This window comes from Clostridium intestinale (assembly GCF_035905475.1).
GTDB classification, from domain to species: Bacteria; Bacillota; Clostridia; order Clostridiales; family Clostridiaceae; genus Clostridium_T; species Clostridium_T intestinale.
The window spans coordinates 867,512-881,041 of sequence record NZ_CP121166.1 but is presented as its reverse complement, the minus strand read 5'-3'; the positions used below and the strand labels follow the sequence as shown (position 1 = coordinate 881,041).

General features: G+C 30.4%; 17 protein-coding genes. 2 read left to right on the top strand and 15 right to left on the bottom strand.

Annotated features, from left to right (window positions below; translation table 11 throughout):
• Window positions 1–36 precede the first annotated feature (36 nt).
• The 11 genes from P8F83_RS04460 to P8F83_RS04415 form a co-directional block, all read right to left on the bottom strand.
• Complete coding sequence (locus tag P8F83_RS04460; RefSeq protein ID WP_326513618.1) at window positions 37–1,311, bottom strand: replication-associated recombination protein A; 1,275 nt, start codon at window positions 1,309–1,311, stop codon at window positions 37–39.
• A gap of 17 nt (window positions 1,312–1,328) precedes the next feature.
• Window positions 1,329–1,841, bottom strand: a complete 513-nt coding sequence (locus P8F83_RS04455; protein WP_326513617.1) for a GNAT family N-acetyltransferase — start codon at window positions 1,839–1,841, stop codon at window positions 1,329–1,331.
• Window positions 1,842–1,867: 26 nt separating this feature from the next.
• Entirely contained in the window at window positions 1,868–2,413 is a 546-nt protein-coding gene (locus P8F83_RS04450; RefSeq protein WP_326513616.1) for a GNAT family N-acetyltransferase, read from the bottom strand.
• Between the two features lie 49 nt (window positions 2,414–2,462).
• On the bottom strand, window positions 2,463–2,777 hold the full coding sequence (locus tag P8F83_RS23535; protein WP_420022617.1) for a TIGR04104 family putative zinc finger protein: 315 nt from the start codon (window positions 2,775–2,777) through the stop codon (window positions 2,463–2,465).
• Between the two features lie 18 nt (window positions 2,778–2,795).
• Window positions 2,796–3,299, bottom strand: coding sequence for a GNAT family N-acetyltransferase (locus tag P8F83_RS04445; RefSeq protein ID WP_326513615.1), 504 nt, complete (start codon window positions 3,297–3,299; stop codon window positions 2,796–2,798).
• A 135-nt stretch (window positions 3,300–3,434) separates the two neighbouring features.
• Window positions 3,435–4,229 carry an ABC transporter ATP-binding protein gene (locus P8F83_RS04440; protein ID WP_073015710.1) on the bottom strand — a complete coding sequence of 265 codons (795 nt, stop codon included), beginning with the start codon at window positions 4,227–4,229 and terminating at the stop codon, window positions 3,435–3,437.
• Window positions 4,204–5,121 carry an ABC transporter permease gene (locus P8F83_RS04435; RefSeq protein ID WP_021802304.1) on the bottom strand — a complete coding sequence of 306 codons (918 nt, stop codon included), beginning with the start codon at window positions 5,119–5,121 and terminating at the stop codon, window positions 4,204–4,206. The genes P8F83_RS04440 and P8F83_RS04435 overlap by 26 nt, the downstream gene beginning before the upstream one ends.
• Entirely contained in the window at window positions 5,121–6,107 is a 987-nt protein-coding gene (locus P8F83_RS04430; protein ID WP_326513614.1) for an ABC transporter substrate-binding protein, read from the bottom strand. The genes P8F83_RS04435 and P8F83_RS04430 overlap by 1 nt, the downstream gene beginning before the upstream one ends.
• A gap of 157 nt (window positions 6,108–6,264) precedes the next feature.
• Window positions 6,265–6,672 (bottom strand): HutP family protein, encoded by a 408-nt coding sequence (locus tag P8F83_RS04425; RefSeq protein WP_073015703.1) that lies wholly within the window; start codon window positions 6,670–6,672, stop codon window positions 6,265–6,267.
• An 81-nt stretch (window positions 6,673–6,753) separates the two neighbouring features.
• Window positions 6,754–8,328, bottom strand: a complete 1,575-nt coding sequence (locus P8F83_RS04420) for a putative ABC exporter domain-containing protein (RefSeq protein ID WP_326513613.1) — start codon at window positions 8,326–8,328, stop codon at window positions 6,754–6,756.
• Complete coding sequence (locus P8F83_RS04415; protein ID WP_286907617.1) at window positions 8,329–9,027, bottom strand: ABC transporter ATP-binding protein; 699 nt, start codon at window positions 9,025–9,027, stop codon at window positions 8,329–8,331.
• Between the two features lie 156 nt (window positions 9,028–9,183).
• On the opposite strand from P8F83_RS04415, the gene P8F83_RS04410 reads away from it, so the two are divergent.
• Complete coding sequence (locus tag P8F83_RS04410) at window positions 9,184–9,696, top strand: ECF transporter S component (protein ID WP_326514819.1); 513 nt, start codon at window positions 9,184–9,186, stop codon at window positions 9,694–9,696.
• Window positions 9,697–9,786: 90 nt separating this feature from the next.
• On the top strand, window positions 9,787–10,026 hold the full coding sequence (locus P8F83_RS04405) for a hypothetical protein (protein WP_326513612.1): 240 nt from the start codon (window positions 9,787–9,789) through the stop codon (window positions 10,024–10,026).
• Between the two features lie 33 nt (window positions 10,027–10,059).
• On the opposite strand, the gene P8F83_RS04400 is transcribed toward P8F83_RS04405, so the two are convergent.
• The 4 genes from P8F83_RS04400 to fabZ are packed head-to-tail and all read right to left on the bottom strand — an operon-like array spanning window position 10,060 to window position 13,529.
• Window positions 10,060–10,875 carry an acetyl-CoA carboxylase carboxyltransferase subunit alpha gene (locus P8F83_RS04400; RefSeq protein WP_326513611.1) on the bottom strand — a complete coding sequence of 272 codons (816 nt, stop codon included), beginning with the start codon at window positions 10,873–10,875 and terminating at the stop codon, window positions 10,060–10,062.
• The gene (gene accD / locus P8F83_RS04395; protein ID WP_326513610.1) at window positions 10,868–11,755 is read right to left on the bottom strand and encodes an acetyl-CoA carboxylase, carboxyltransferase subunit beta; all 888 of its coding nucleotides are present in this window, start codon (window positions 11,753–11,755) and stop codon (window positions 10,868–10,870) included. Before accD ends, P8F83_RS04400 begins: the two co-directional genes overlap by 8 nt.
• Complete coding sequence (locus tag P8F83_RS04390) at window positions 11,752–13,098, bottom strand: acetyl-CoA carboxylase biotin carboxylase subunit (RefSeq protein WP_181603286.1); 1,347 nt, start codon at window positions 13,096–13,098, stop codon at window positions 11,752–11,754. The genes accD and P8F83_RS04390 overlap by 4 nt, the downstream gene beginning before the upstream one ends.
• An 8-nt stretch (window positions 13,099–13,106) precedes the next feature.
• Entirely contained in the window at window positions 13,107–13,529 is a 423-nt protein-coding gene (gene fabZ / locus P8F83_RS04385) for a 3-hydroxyacyl-ACP dehydratase FabZ (RefSeq protein ID WP_326513609.1), read from the bottom strand.
• Between the last annotated feature and the right edge of the window lies 1 nt (window position 13,530).

The window sequence follows — 13,530 nt, the reverse complement described above, 5'->3', positions numbered from 1 at the left end:
AATTATATCAAGTTATTATGCTGCAAACAATAACTATTATTTTTTAACTTTTATTACCTTCCAATACTTCTTTATACTTTCTTCATATTTATTATTTTGCTCTTCATAATAAACTCTATCTTTAATATTATCAGGCAAATACTGCTGCTCTATATAATGATTTTCATAATTATGTGGATATTTGTATTCTATTCCTCTTCCTAAAGTTTGTGCTCCAGCATAATGAGCATCTTTTAAATGAAGTGGAATATCATCTATATCCATGGAATCTAAATCACTCATAGCCTTATCAATAGCTAAAATAGCTGAGTTTGATTTAGGTGCAGTTGCTAATAAAATTGTGGCATGAGCTAAAGGTATTCTTGCTTCTGGAAATCCTAACATATTAGCACTATCAACACAGGCCTTCACTATGGATACCCCTTGAGGATATGCAAGCCCTATATCCTCAGCTGCAATAACCATTAATCTTCTACATATAGATACTAAGTCTCCTGCCTTAACTAACCTAGCTAGATAATGAATAGCTGCATTGGGGTCACTTCCCCTTATGGATTTTTGAAAAGCACTTAAGATATCATAATGAGCATCTCCACTAATGTCATAATTAAGTATCTTCTTTTGCACTGAGTCTGCTGCAACTTCTTTATCTATTATTATTTTCCCTTCACTATTAGGATTAGTTGAATAAAGAGCTACTTCTAAACCATTAATAGCTTTTCTTACATCTCCATTAGCAGAATCCGCAAAAAATTCATAACCTTCTAAAGTAACTTCTATATGTACGCCTCTATAATCTTCCTGTGCCAAATCCCTTGCTCTTTTTAAAGCCTCTATAACATCATTTTTCTCCAAAGGCTTAAATTCAAAAATAGTGCTTCTACTTAAAATCGCCTTAAAAATATAATGAAATGGATTTTCTGTAGTAGATGCTATTAAGGTAATTCTTCCATCTTCTATAAACTCTAATAATGACTGCTGTTGTTTTTTATTAAAGTTCTGAATTTCATCTAAATATAAAACAACTCCATTACTCCCCATAAAGGTATCAAGTTCACTTACAATCTGCTGAATATCCTTTAAAGAAGCATTGGTTGCATTTAACTTATAGAATCTCTTATTAGAAGTTTCTGCAATAATATTAGCTACCGTAGTTTTCCCAATACCAGGAGGTCCGTAAAATATCATATTAGAAATCCTGTTACTTTTAATTATTCTATTTAAAATCTTACCTTCCCCTAAAATATGCTTCTGTCCAAACACTTCATCTATATTTTTAGGTCTGACCTTATCCGCTAAAGGTTTATACATTACATTTCCTCATTTCTCTATCTTAAAATCTCCATCTCAAATAAATTCCAATATCCATCTGAGCCTTTTTTAGCTTTTTCTATTAGCTTATGTTTTTTAAATCCTGCTTTTTCATAACACTTAATAGCTCCTATATTATGTTCAAACACACCTAAAGTAATTTTATCGAAGCTAAACTTTTCAAACCCTATTTGGGTAATTTGTTTCAAAACCTCAGTTCCTAAACCATTTCCTCTATATCTTTCATCACCTATTAAAAATCTAGATACTCTGCCCATCTTATTTTCTTTATCTCTTTCAGCAAGTTCAACAGTACCTATAATTTTATTACTATCATTCCATATAATCTTGTACATATCATGCACACTATTTTTAATATTATTATAATAATGCTCTTTAATTTGCTCAAGAGTTAATGGATACTTGTAAGATTCTCCTGCCCATTGCAACAAAAAATCTGATGTTTTATCTAAATTCCATTCAATAACTTTATTAAAATCCTCTTCTTCTATTAATTCAATTCTTATCATAAATAATCACCTCTATACTTAAATTTTTAAATCCACTCTTCCTTTAATAATCTATATTCTACTCTATCATAAAGTCTTGAATTTAATAAAACATGTTTTTTAAATTCACCCTCTTTAATCATTCCAATACTTTTCATAACTTTTTCTGAAGCAGTATTTTCTTTTAAACAACCAGTCTCAACCTTAATAACATCACCTTGCTTAAAGGCATAATTAATAACTTCTTTTGTAGCCTCAGATGTAAACCCTTTTCCCCAATACTCTTGCAATATAAAGTAACCTAAATTCACAACTTTTCCCTCTGGAGAATCTAATAAAACTGTATACCCTATTTCCCCTACATATTCATTACTATCTTTTAATACGATCCCAAAATAATATTTGGTTCTATTATTAACGTTACTTTCCTTTATTGCTTCATAAAGATTTTCCATAGACTCATCTAAACTGTTTGTTTTGATTTCAGGTAAATAATACATAACCCTATCATCCGAAATAAGTTTATGTAATGAATGTATATCTTCTTCTATATGATCCCTTATAATCAATCTCTCTGTTTCTAATTTTATCATATTAGGTTCCTTTCTTTGTATTCATTTAAAGTAAGTTGGATATTATCTATTATTTATTTTTTTCTTCAATTCTGTACCTAGCAAAAAATGGTATACTAAATATTAATAAGGAATACCACAATACAAAGATTAATATAAGGACAGGAAATGAAATATTAAAAGAAAAGTTCTTTGTTATAAGTAATATTGTAAAAAGAGGTACAGGAATAAAAATACTTAGTAATATCCTTGTTCTAAAATAAACATAGTGGATACTCCTACATTTTTCACATACAATAGGTTCGTAACCATTAAAAAAGATTGATTTTCGAATTGTTTTTTTAGTAAATTTATTAGAACAATTTTCACACTTTTGAACATACATGTTATTCACCACTTCTTCCTAATTATTTTTATAATACTCGTCTCTTAAAATCCTAAATATGCACTGCTCAGCACCAAATCTATAAATTGATTCTTCTATACTCATTCCAAGCTTTGTTAATAATCTACATGAAGCTTTATTTGCTGTTTGAGTTTCAGCAACTAATTTATTTAAATTTAATTCTTTAAAGGCATAATCCATAAGTTTTCTAATAACTTCATTTCCATATCCTTGTCCCCATAATTCACTCACAAACTGATAGGAAATTTCCGCACTTACTCCATCATGGTGTTTATCAAGGGAAACTAATCCAACTATTTCATCTGTAGTATTATTTCTAACTGTTAGGTAAATTGACTCTTCATTAACGTTTAACATCTCTTCAAAAATGTTATTATAGCATTCTTGCGTTACAACCCCACCAAGAAACTCTCTCACCCTTTCATCAAAATACAACTTCTTTACATCTTCATAATCATTTTTATTTATCTTATTCATCACACATCTATCTGTATTTAACATATAAGACACCTTTCATAATAAGCTTATTATATTTGAGAGATGCATCTTAAACTCCATTAAATTTATTATACCTTATTTATCCAAAAGTTTAACCCCCAAAAGCATGAGGCTTTTGGGGGTTGTTTACTAAGATGATTAACTGAATAATGTTCTATCACTTAATCCATCTTTAATATGCACTTTTTCAAATAAATTGATAAGTTTATCTGTATCTAGTGAAGCTTTTTCTTCTCCGCTAACATCAATTACAATTTTTCCTTCATGCATCATTATAAGTCTGTTTCCTGATGTGATTGCATGGTTTAAGTTGTGAGTAACCATAAGTGTTGTGATTTTTCTTTCTTTAACAATCTCTCTGGTTATCTCCATTATTTTCTCTGATGTTTTAGGGTCTAATGCAGCTGTATGTTCATCTAATAATAACAGTTTTGGATTAGACATAACTGACATCATTAAAGTTAAAGCCTGTCTTTGACCACCTGATAATAATCCTACCTTTGTGTAAAGTTTATCTTCAAGCCCTAAGTTAACTTTTTTAAGTAATTCTTTATAATGATCTATTCTGCTTTTATCAACTGCAAATGTTAATCCAAACTTTTTCCCTTTATTATCTGCTAGAGATAAGTTTTCTAATATAGTCATGTTAGGTGATACACCCATTGAAGGACTTTGATATACTCTTCCAATGATTTTAGATCTTTTATATTCAGGCATATCTATCATTTCTGTATCATCTATAAATATTGAACCATAATCTCCTGAAAGACTTCCACCTACTAGGTTTAATAAGGTACTTTTTCCTGCTCCATTAGAACCTATTATGGATACAAAGTCTCCAGTTTTTACTTCTATTTCAAATTCATCAAATACTCTATGCTCATTTACAGTGTTTTCATTAAAAACCTTACACAGTCCCTTTACTTTCAGCATTAGCTAAAACACCACCCTTCATAACTTTTTTTCTCTTAAATATACCGCCCTTATTATTTGCAGCTAAAGCAATAATAACTATTACAGCAGTTATAAGTTTTAAATCATTAGGTGATAAGCCAAGCTGAAGAGCTATTGCAACTACGGCTTTATATATTATTGCACCAAATATAGCTAAGCTTGTAGCTTTTACAAAGCTCATCTTTTGGAATACTGAAACTCCTATAATTACCGATGCAAGCCCCATAACTACGACACCTGTTCCCATACCAACATCTGAAAACCCTTGATATTGAGCTGTTAATCCTCCTGCTAATGCAACTAATCCATTAGATATCATAAGAGCCATTATTTTAACGTTGTCCTTATTTATTCCAAGTGAGGTAACTACTTGTTCATTATCTCCTGTTGCTATTAATAAAAATCCTCTTTTTGTTTTTAAGAATAAGTCCATAATTATTTTAGCAACTATTACAAAGGCTAAGATAATTATTATTGGTGCTAGTCTTAATTCTCCAACATTTAATTCAAAAGACTTAAATATGTTCCCAAAGTTAAATAGTGGAGAGTTGGATTTACCCATAATTCTTAGGTTTATGGAATATAATCCAATCATAACTAATATTCCTGACATTAAACTGTCTATTTTTAATTTTACATGTAATAATCCTGTTATACATCCTGCTACTGCCCCTGCTGCCAAAGATACAAATACAGATAAGATAGGATTCACCCCATTAGCTAAAAGGGCTGCACATACTGCAGCACCTAATGGGAATGTTCCATCCACTGAAAGATCTGGGAAATCTAATATCTTATAGGTTATATATACGCCAATAGATACTAAGGCAAATAGCAAGCCTTGTTCTAAAACATTTAACACTAAAGACATTAATTAACCCCTCCTGTAACTTTTTCAGCACTCTTTTCTATATCAGCTGGTATAGTTATTCCAAGTTTTTTAGCAACATCAGTGTTTATAGTAGTTTGTAAATCTGTTTGGAATCCTACTGGAATTTCTGATGGTTTTTTACCGTTTAAAATTTCAGCTGCTTGATATCCAGCTTCTTTTCCTAACTTATAGTAGTCAATACCTGCTGTTATTAATCCACCTTTTGCTACTATAGCAGATTCTGCTCCAAATATAGGTACATTTTTTTCTAATGTTCTTTTACCTACTAAATCATAAGCTGCTGCTACATTGTTATCTGTAGGAGTGTATAATACATCTATTGAACCTAATATTGAGTTTAAACTTTGATCTATATCATTGCTAGTTGCTGCACCAGCTTCTTTAACTTGTAAACCTAATTTTGCAGCTTCTTCTTTAAGTGCTTTAACTTGCACCCCAGAATTCGCTTCAGAAGTTGTATATATTACTCCAATAGTTTTTGCATTAGGTAATACCTTTTGTAATACCTTTAATTGATCTGCTATTGAAACATTATCAGATGTTCCTGTAACGTTAGTTCCTGTACTCTTTACGTCCTTAACTATTCCTGCAACTACTGGATCTGTAACTGCTGTAAATACTATTGGAATATCCTTTGTAGCATTATAAGCTGATTGAGCACTAGGTGTTGCAATAGCTAATACTAAATCTTTTTTATTACTAACAAATCCTTGAGCTATTGTTTGAGTTGTTGCAATATCCCCTTGGGCATTTTGATAATCTATTTCTAGATTTTTGCCTTCCTCAAATCCTTTTTCCTTAAGTCCATCAATGAATCCTTTTCTTGCAGAATCCAATGCTGGATGCTCAACTATTTGTGAAATACCAATTTTTTTCTTGTCCCCTTCTTTTTTAGCGCAAGCTACAAAAGAACTTACTGCAACTAAAGCGCATAAAATCAAGGCAACTTTCTTCTTCCCTACCATACTGCCATCTCCTTCTTAAATTATAAAAAATTATTAATTTATTTCTAATATTTATCAATAATATCCTACATTTACTACTAACAACCTAATTAATCCACTCATTTATTGATAAAATATTATTTTTAATAATATCATAATAATATTAAAAAGTAAATATTTATTTTGTTATAGCTCTATGCCCAATCCCAATGACTATCTCATTTAAGTGAAGTAATCCAATGCTTAAAAATATGCAAACACTTAGATGTTCACCCGAAACTGCTATGCCTATTTTTCCCCCAACATTTTGCCCACTTGCTCTATTTGCAACTTGCATAATTGCATCTCTACAAGCTCCAATAACAGCTCCTTCGTGAATGTGTTCTTCACGTATAAGCCCACACCTTTTGGATGCAACCAAAGTTCTTTCTAAAATCTTTTGTATAGAATTGTTTATATTTCCACCTATATCTACAGCCGCAGTATTTGCTCCCAATGCCCCAAATTCATCTCTTAATTTATGTTCCTCTTCTCTTGAAGAAATAGCCATCCTTGTTGCTATTTTTGCCACCTGAACACTATCCATATTATATATCCTCTTTTCTTTTTTAATATCATTATTATACCCTACATAATAACAAAAAAGAAGATGAGTAAAACTCACCTTCTAATCAAGCTCACAATGATTTAATACACCTTTTGCAAACTGCATAATAACTAGAGAAACTAACATGTTCCATATGATAAATGAAAAGTATATTGCATATTGTCCTAAAAACTCTAACTTCACTGATATTATAATAGAAGCTATAATCCCAGGAAGAACGTAGACAAATATACTTATAAACATCAAAAATCCTTTTAAAGCATTAGATGCAATTCTTCCAAACAATCTGTAATTTAGTACTCCTCCATATATAAACACAAATCCAAAGGAAACATAAACTATTATAGCTAAAACTATAGTAAGTGGATTTGATTTAGTTAATATTCCTGCCACTAAAAAACTTAAACTTCCATCTACTAAGAATTTCAAAGCTGATGATAAGGTTCCCCAGAAAATCTTACTTTCTTGTGAGTCTGGTATAAGGAATATATATGGTTTTGCCATTTCTTGATGTATCTTGTTTCCAAAGGAAGCTAGCCCTGAAATATATATATATCCATAAAGTAGAGGTAATATATCATTTATAGGTACAAACTTACCGTATATAACTGCTGCTGAAACCATTAATAAGGTATATAAATTTAATATACCAAATCCTGTTTTTCTATATTCTAGAATGTGTCTATAAAATAATGTTTTTCCATAATTAGCATTATAGTTAAATGTAATTTTTCTTGTCTTCATTTTTCTATTATTTAAATTGAATTCTTTAGGATTAATCTGTTTAGTTTTTAGTTTTAAAACATCTTCCTTAAGTTCTGCTCCTTGAATTACATCCTCATAATAATCAAGGTTCATATTATAAAGAATTACTGCAAGTATCCCTATAACAAGTATGTTTAAAAGTGCATATACAAAAAATATTCCATCAACATTTGTTATTGCTTTATTAAACATTGCTTTGTGCCAACCTATTAAAGGGATGTAGTCAATGTTTTTGCTTGAAAACATATTAACAAATGTGTTAAACAAATCATCCTTATTTTGAAATAACTTTAATGCTGGAAATAATAAAGTTAAAGCAGCTGCCCCTTTAAATACTATATTAAATATTTTATTAAGGTATGGTTTTGTAGAACATAGGCTATATATAAATATTGATATTATTGATAGGGTAACAAAAAACAAACCAAGTATTAATATTATTAGAACTATGCCCATATTGCTTAATCCTAAATTAATCTTTAAATTTGGTATTTGATATAGAAAAACTAATAAAAATACTCCAGCTGAGGAAATACTTTTAATAAATTCATATATCAATAGATTTTGTGGTTTTATTGGAGATGTAAAAGCCATATTTACATCACTCATAAAAAATTGGGTGCTTCTTTTTCCTATGGACATTATTAAGGAAGAGAAAAAGAAAAATAATATTCCTAAGGTAAAAAATGAAGTTATATATTGTGGTGGAATGTTTTTGTCAAAGATATTTTTATCCTTTGACATTGTTGCAAGCATAAAAACTACCATTCCTATTATAAATACAAAGGGAATTAATTTAGAGGGTTGTTTTTTTAAGTTTTTTATGAAGTTTATTATACTTCTTCTTATTAGATAAAATAATGCTCCCATCTAATTTTCCTCCGTAAATTCAAAGAATATTTCTTCTAAGTTATCTCCAGATTCATTAAATTCTCCCTTTGTTTTTGATAAAATAATTTCCCCTTCTTTCATTATAAGTATTCTATCCCATAGATCTTGAACACTATCTAAAAGATGGGTACTTATTATGATTGCTGCTCCTGATTCCTTAAGTTTTGCAAAATAGTTTTTAAGTTCCTTAATTGCTTTAGGATCTAATCCTATCATAGGTTCATCAAAAAGGATTAATTTAGGATTAGTTATAAGTCCACATATAATGCTTACTTTTTGCTGCATACCTTTTGATAATTCTTGTCCTAGTTTAGTTCTTTTATCAACCATATCAAAAGTCTTTAAAAGCTCTTCTGCTTTTTCTTTATAATCGTTAAGTCCATAGGCTTTTGCTATAAAGTGAATATGTTCATCTACTGTAAGTAATGGATACATGGCTGGCATTTCAGGAACATAGTTAAACAATCTTTTTCCTTCAATACTCTTATTGTGTTTGCCACCTATTTTTATTTCACCTTCATATTTTAGTAGCCCTGCTATAGATTTTATTATTGTTGACTTTCCAGCTCCATTAGGTCCTACTAAAACAGCTATTTCTCCTTCTTCTACCTTAAAGCTTATGTCTTTTACGGCTTTAAACTTCCCATAACTTTTTGTTATATTATTAACTTCTAACATAATTCCCTCCTAATTCAATACCAACTACTCTATATTTTTCTATATATTTACTTTATATTTTATCATAATCTTTGTCTAAAAATCTACAATTCTATTTACAAATCCTAATTACCACTATATACTGGTGTATATACAGAAGTTTAGGAGGATTATATGATGCAAAGAAATGTTACTAAAATGATTTATGCCGCACTTTTAACAGCTATATCAATTATTATTCCGCTTTATTTTGGATTTTTAAAGGTCGTTATTGGACCTTTTACAGCAACTATAGCTTCCCATGTTCCATTATTCATTGCTATGGTAATAAGTCCTGGCGTTGCAATAGCTGTAGGTGTTGGTTCTGCTATTGGTTTTACAATAACTTCTCCAGCCTTCGTAGCTGCAAGAGCTGCAATGCATACCGTTGTAGGTGGTGTTGGGGGTTATCTTATTAATAAAGGAGTTCCATTTAAATACGTAGTGCTTATAACCGCTCCAATACATGCTATACTAGAAGCATTAGTTGTAATTCCATTTGGATACAATTTAAGCACAGCCTTAATTGTTGTAGGTATAGGAACTTTTGTACATCATTTTGTAGATGGAACAATATCATTTGGATTAATCAAAGCATTATCTAAAAATGTTAATTTAAACTTTGATAAAGAACCTAAAAAAGTAGCGTAATATAAAGCCATGGTCATTAAATCCATGGCTTTTATTGTGTTTATTTTTATGATATACTCTAGAAGAAATTTTATTTAGCGAGGTATACAAATGGTATATATTATACTTGTAGCACTTATACTTTTCGACTTATATGGTGTTTATAAACACAAAAAAAATAAAAGTAATTTTATAAAACTTACTCTTATTCCGCTTATCTTAATTATTTTATTGTTTGGAGCTAATGATTTGGGATACCTAAACTATACCACAACTGTGATTTTATTTATTCCTATAGCTCTATATTACTTTATTATATCAGGTGGAATTCCTTTTATTAAGAAAAAATAGAACTGGAAATTAATCCAGTTCTATTTTTATATATTAATAAAAGTTACCCATATCTCTAAACTTTTTATATCTTCTACTTAAAAGCTCTTCTTTATCTAAAGCCATAAGTTCAGTCAATTCAGATAAAATTCTCTTTTTTATTCTCCAAGCTATTTTATCTGGATTTAGATGAGCTCCACCTAAAGGTTCTCTTATAACTTTATCTATTATTCCGTTTCTTAATAAATCTTGTGCAGTTATTCCCATTACTTCTGCAGCCTCTTTAGCTCTTGAAGGATCTTTCCATAATATAGACGCAAAGCCTTCTGGTGTAAGTATAGAATATATAGCATGCTCTAACATCAAAATACTGTCACCAATACCCAAAGCTAAAGCTCCACCACTTCCACCTTCTCCTATAAATATTGATATTATAGGAACAGTTAATGAGAACATCTCTTTTAAATTTTGAGCTATAGCATGCCCTTGTCCTCTCTCCTCAGCTCCCATACCTGGATAAGCCCCTGGAGTATCAACTAGACATATAATTGGCCTATTAAACTTCTCTGCTTGCTTCATAAGCCTTAAAGACTTTCTATAGCCTTCTGGATTTGGCATACCAAAGTTTCTTTCAATGTTTTCTTTTGCATTATTTCCCTTAATTATGCCAATAATAGTTACTGGTATACCCTCTATTTTAGCTATACCACCAACTACAGACTTATCATCTCCAAAGGCTCTATCTCCATGAAGCTCAAAAAAATCTTCACATATATGATTTATATAAAATAAAGCATTCGGTCTATCTTGTTTTCTAGAAATACTTACTTTTTCCCATGCGGAAAATTTCTTGATAGATTCTCTATTCATTATTATTCACCCCATGAAGAATTAATAATTTATAAATAGTATCCTTCATACTCTTTCTATTAACTATATTGTCTATAAATCCTTTTTCTAATAGAAATTCAGCCTTTTGAAAATTATCAGGAAGTTTTTGATTTATAGTTCCTTCTATTACTCTTCTACCTGCAAAACCTATAAGTGCTCCTGGCTCGCTTAAGATTATATCGCCTTCCATTGCAAAAGAAGCCGTAACCCCTCCTGTTGTTGGATCAGTAAGCACAGTTATATAAGGTAATCCAGTTTTGTTGTAAAGATTTATAGCTCCACTGATTTTTGCCATCTGCATTAAAGAAAATATCCCTTCTTGCATTCTAGCTCCACCAGAAGTTGTAAATATTATTAATGGAAGTTTTTTATCTGTAGCTTCTTCAATTAGTCTTGTAATTTTTTCACCTACAACAGTTCCCATACTTCCCATCATGAAAGCAGAGTTCATAACTGCTATAGCTGCTTCTATTCCATTAATTTTACCTACTCCAGTGATTACAGCATCAGCTTCTCCTGTATCACTTTCAGACTTTGATAACTTTTCTTTATATCCTTTAAACTTTAGTGGATCAACACTTCTAATATCTATTAAGCTCTCTTTAAAACTATCTTCATCTACAATTAGATTTAATCTAGTTCTTGCATTTATTCTAAAATGGTAATTACACTTGGTACAAACCCAAAGATTATTTTCTACATCTTCCTTATAAAGAATCTCTCCACATTCGTTACATTTACGCCACATTCCATCAGGTATTATTGGCTTTTCATGGTTTTCTTCTATTTTATCTCCCTTTATTGCTTCAGCAGATAAAGTTATATAAGTTCTCTTTTTTAATAAATCTCTTAGTGTCATTCAATCACCAACTTATCTTTTAAGAATGAAGTATTAAAATCTCCTCTTACAAAGTCTTCGTGTTCTAATATATCAAATTGAAAATCTATATTCGTAGTAACTCCACCTATAGCAAATTCACCTAAAGCTCTTTTCATCTTCATTATAGCTTCTTCTCTATTTTTACCATGAACTATAAGCTTTCCTATCATTGAATCATAGATATGAGGAATTGTATACCCTTGATATATAGCAGAATCTATTCTAACTCCAAAACCTCCTGGAACAATAACCTCTTCTATTTTCCCCGGACAAGGTCTAAAGCCAAATCTAGGATCTTCTGCATTTATTCTGCATTCTATAGCATGCCCACTTATAGTTACATCCTCTTGAGTTATTTCTAATGGTATTCCAGCAGCAATTTTTATCTGCTCTTTTACTATATCTATTCCCGTTACCATTTCAGTAATAGGATGTTCTACTTGAATTCTAGTATTCATCTCCATGAAATAATAATTTCTATTTTTATCTACTAGAAATTCTATAGTTCCAGCATTTTTATAATTAACAGCTTCCGCTGCTTTTATAGCAATGTCACCCATTTCTTTTCTTAAAGCTTCATCTAAGATTAATGATGGTGCTTCTTCAATAACTTTTTGATTTTTTCTTTGAATTGAGCAATCTCTTTCTCCTAAGTGAATTATATTTCCATGCTCATCTGCTAATATTTGAAACTCTATATGTTTAGGTTCTTGAATGAATTTTTCTATATATAAAGTATCATCTCCAAAACAATTCATGGCTTCAGCCTTTGCAGTAGAATATCCTTTTAAAAATTCATCATTGTTAAAAGCTATTCTAATTCCTTTTCCTCCGCCACCAGCAGCTGCTTTAATCATAACAGGGAATCCTATTTCTCTAGCTATCTCTAAAGCTTGTTCTTCACTTTCTATAATCCCTTCATATCCTGGAGCTATAGGTACTCCTGCCTCTCTCATGGTTTCTCTTGCCTTAGCCTTATTCCCCATAAGATCAATAGACTCATAGTCAGGTCCTATAAACTTAATATTACATTCACTGCACATCTTAGCGAACTTAGAATTTTCTGATAAAAATCCAAAGCCTGGATGTATAGCTTCTGCACCAGTAAGTACACATGCACTTAAAATATTTTGTATATTTAAATAACTACCTTTAGCAGGGCCTTTACCTATACATACAGCTTCATCAGCTAATTGAGTGTGAAGAGCTTCTCTATCAGCCTCAGAGTATACTGCTACTGTTTTTATTCCAAGTTCTCTACAAGCTCTAATTACTCTGACTGCTATTTCTCCTCTGTTAGCTATTAATATCTTCTTAAACATATAATCACCTATCCTATTGCAAATAGAATTTCTCCTTGGCAAGCTATTTGCCCATCAACTTTTGCAGTTCCTTTACCTATTCCTATAGGTCCTTTAACCTTTATTATTTCTATCTCAAGATCAAGTCTATCTCCTGGAAGAACTTTTTTCTTAAATCTTGCTTTATCTATTCCAGCAAGAAAAGCAGTTTTACCTTTAAATTCTTCTTTACTTAAAATAGAAACCGCTCCTAACTGTGCTAAAGCTTCTACTATTAATACTCCAGGCATAACTGGCATATCAGGAAAATGTCCTTGAAAAAACTCTTCATTTATAGTTAAGTTCTTAAATCCTTTTGCATAAACTCCTGGATTTACTTCTTCTACTCTATCTAAAAGTAAAAATGGATATCTATGAGGAATGATCTTTCTTATTTCATTAACATCTAACATC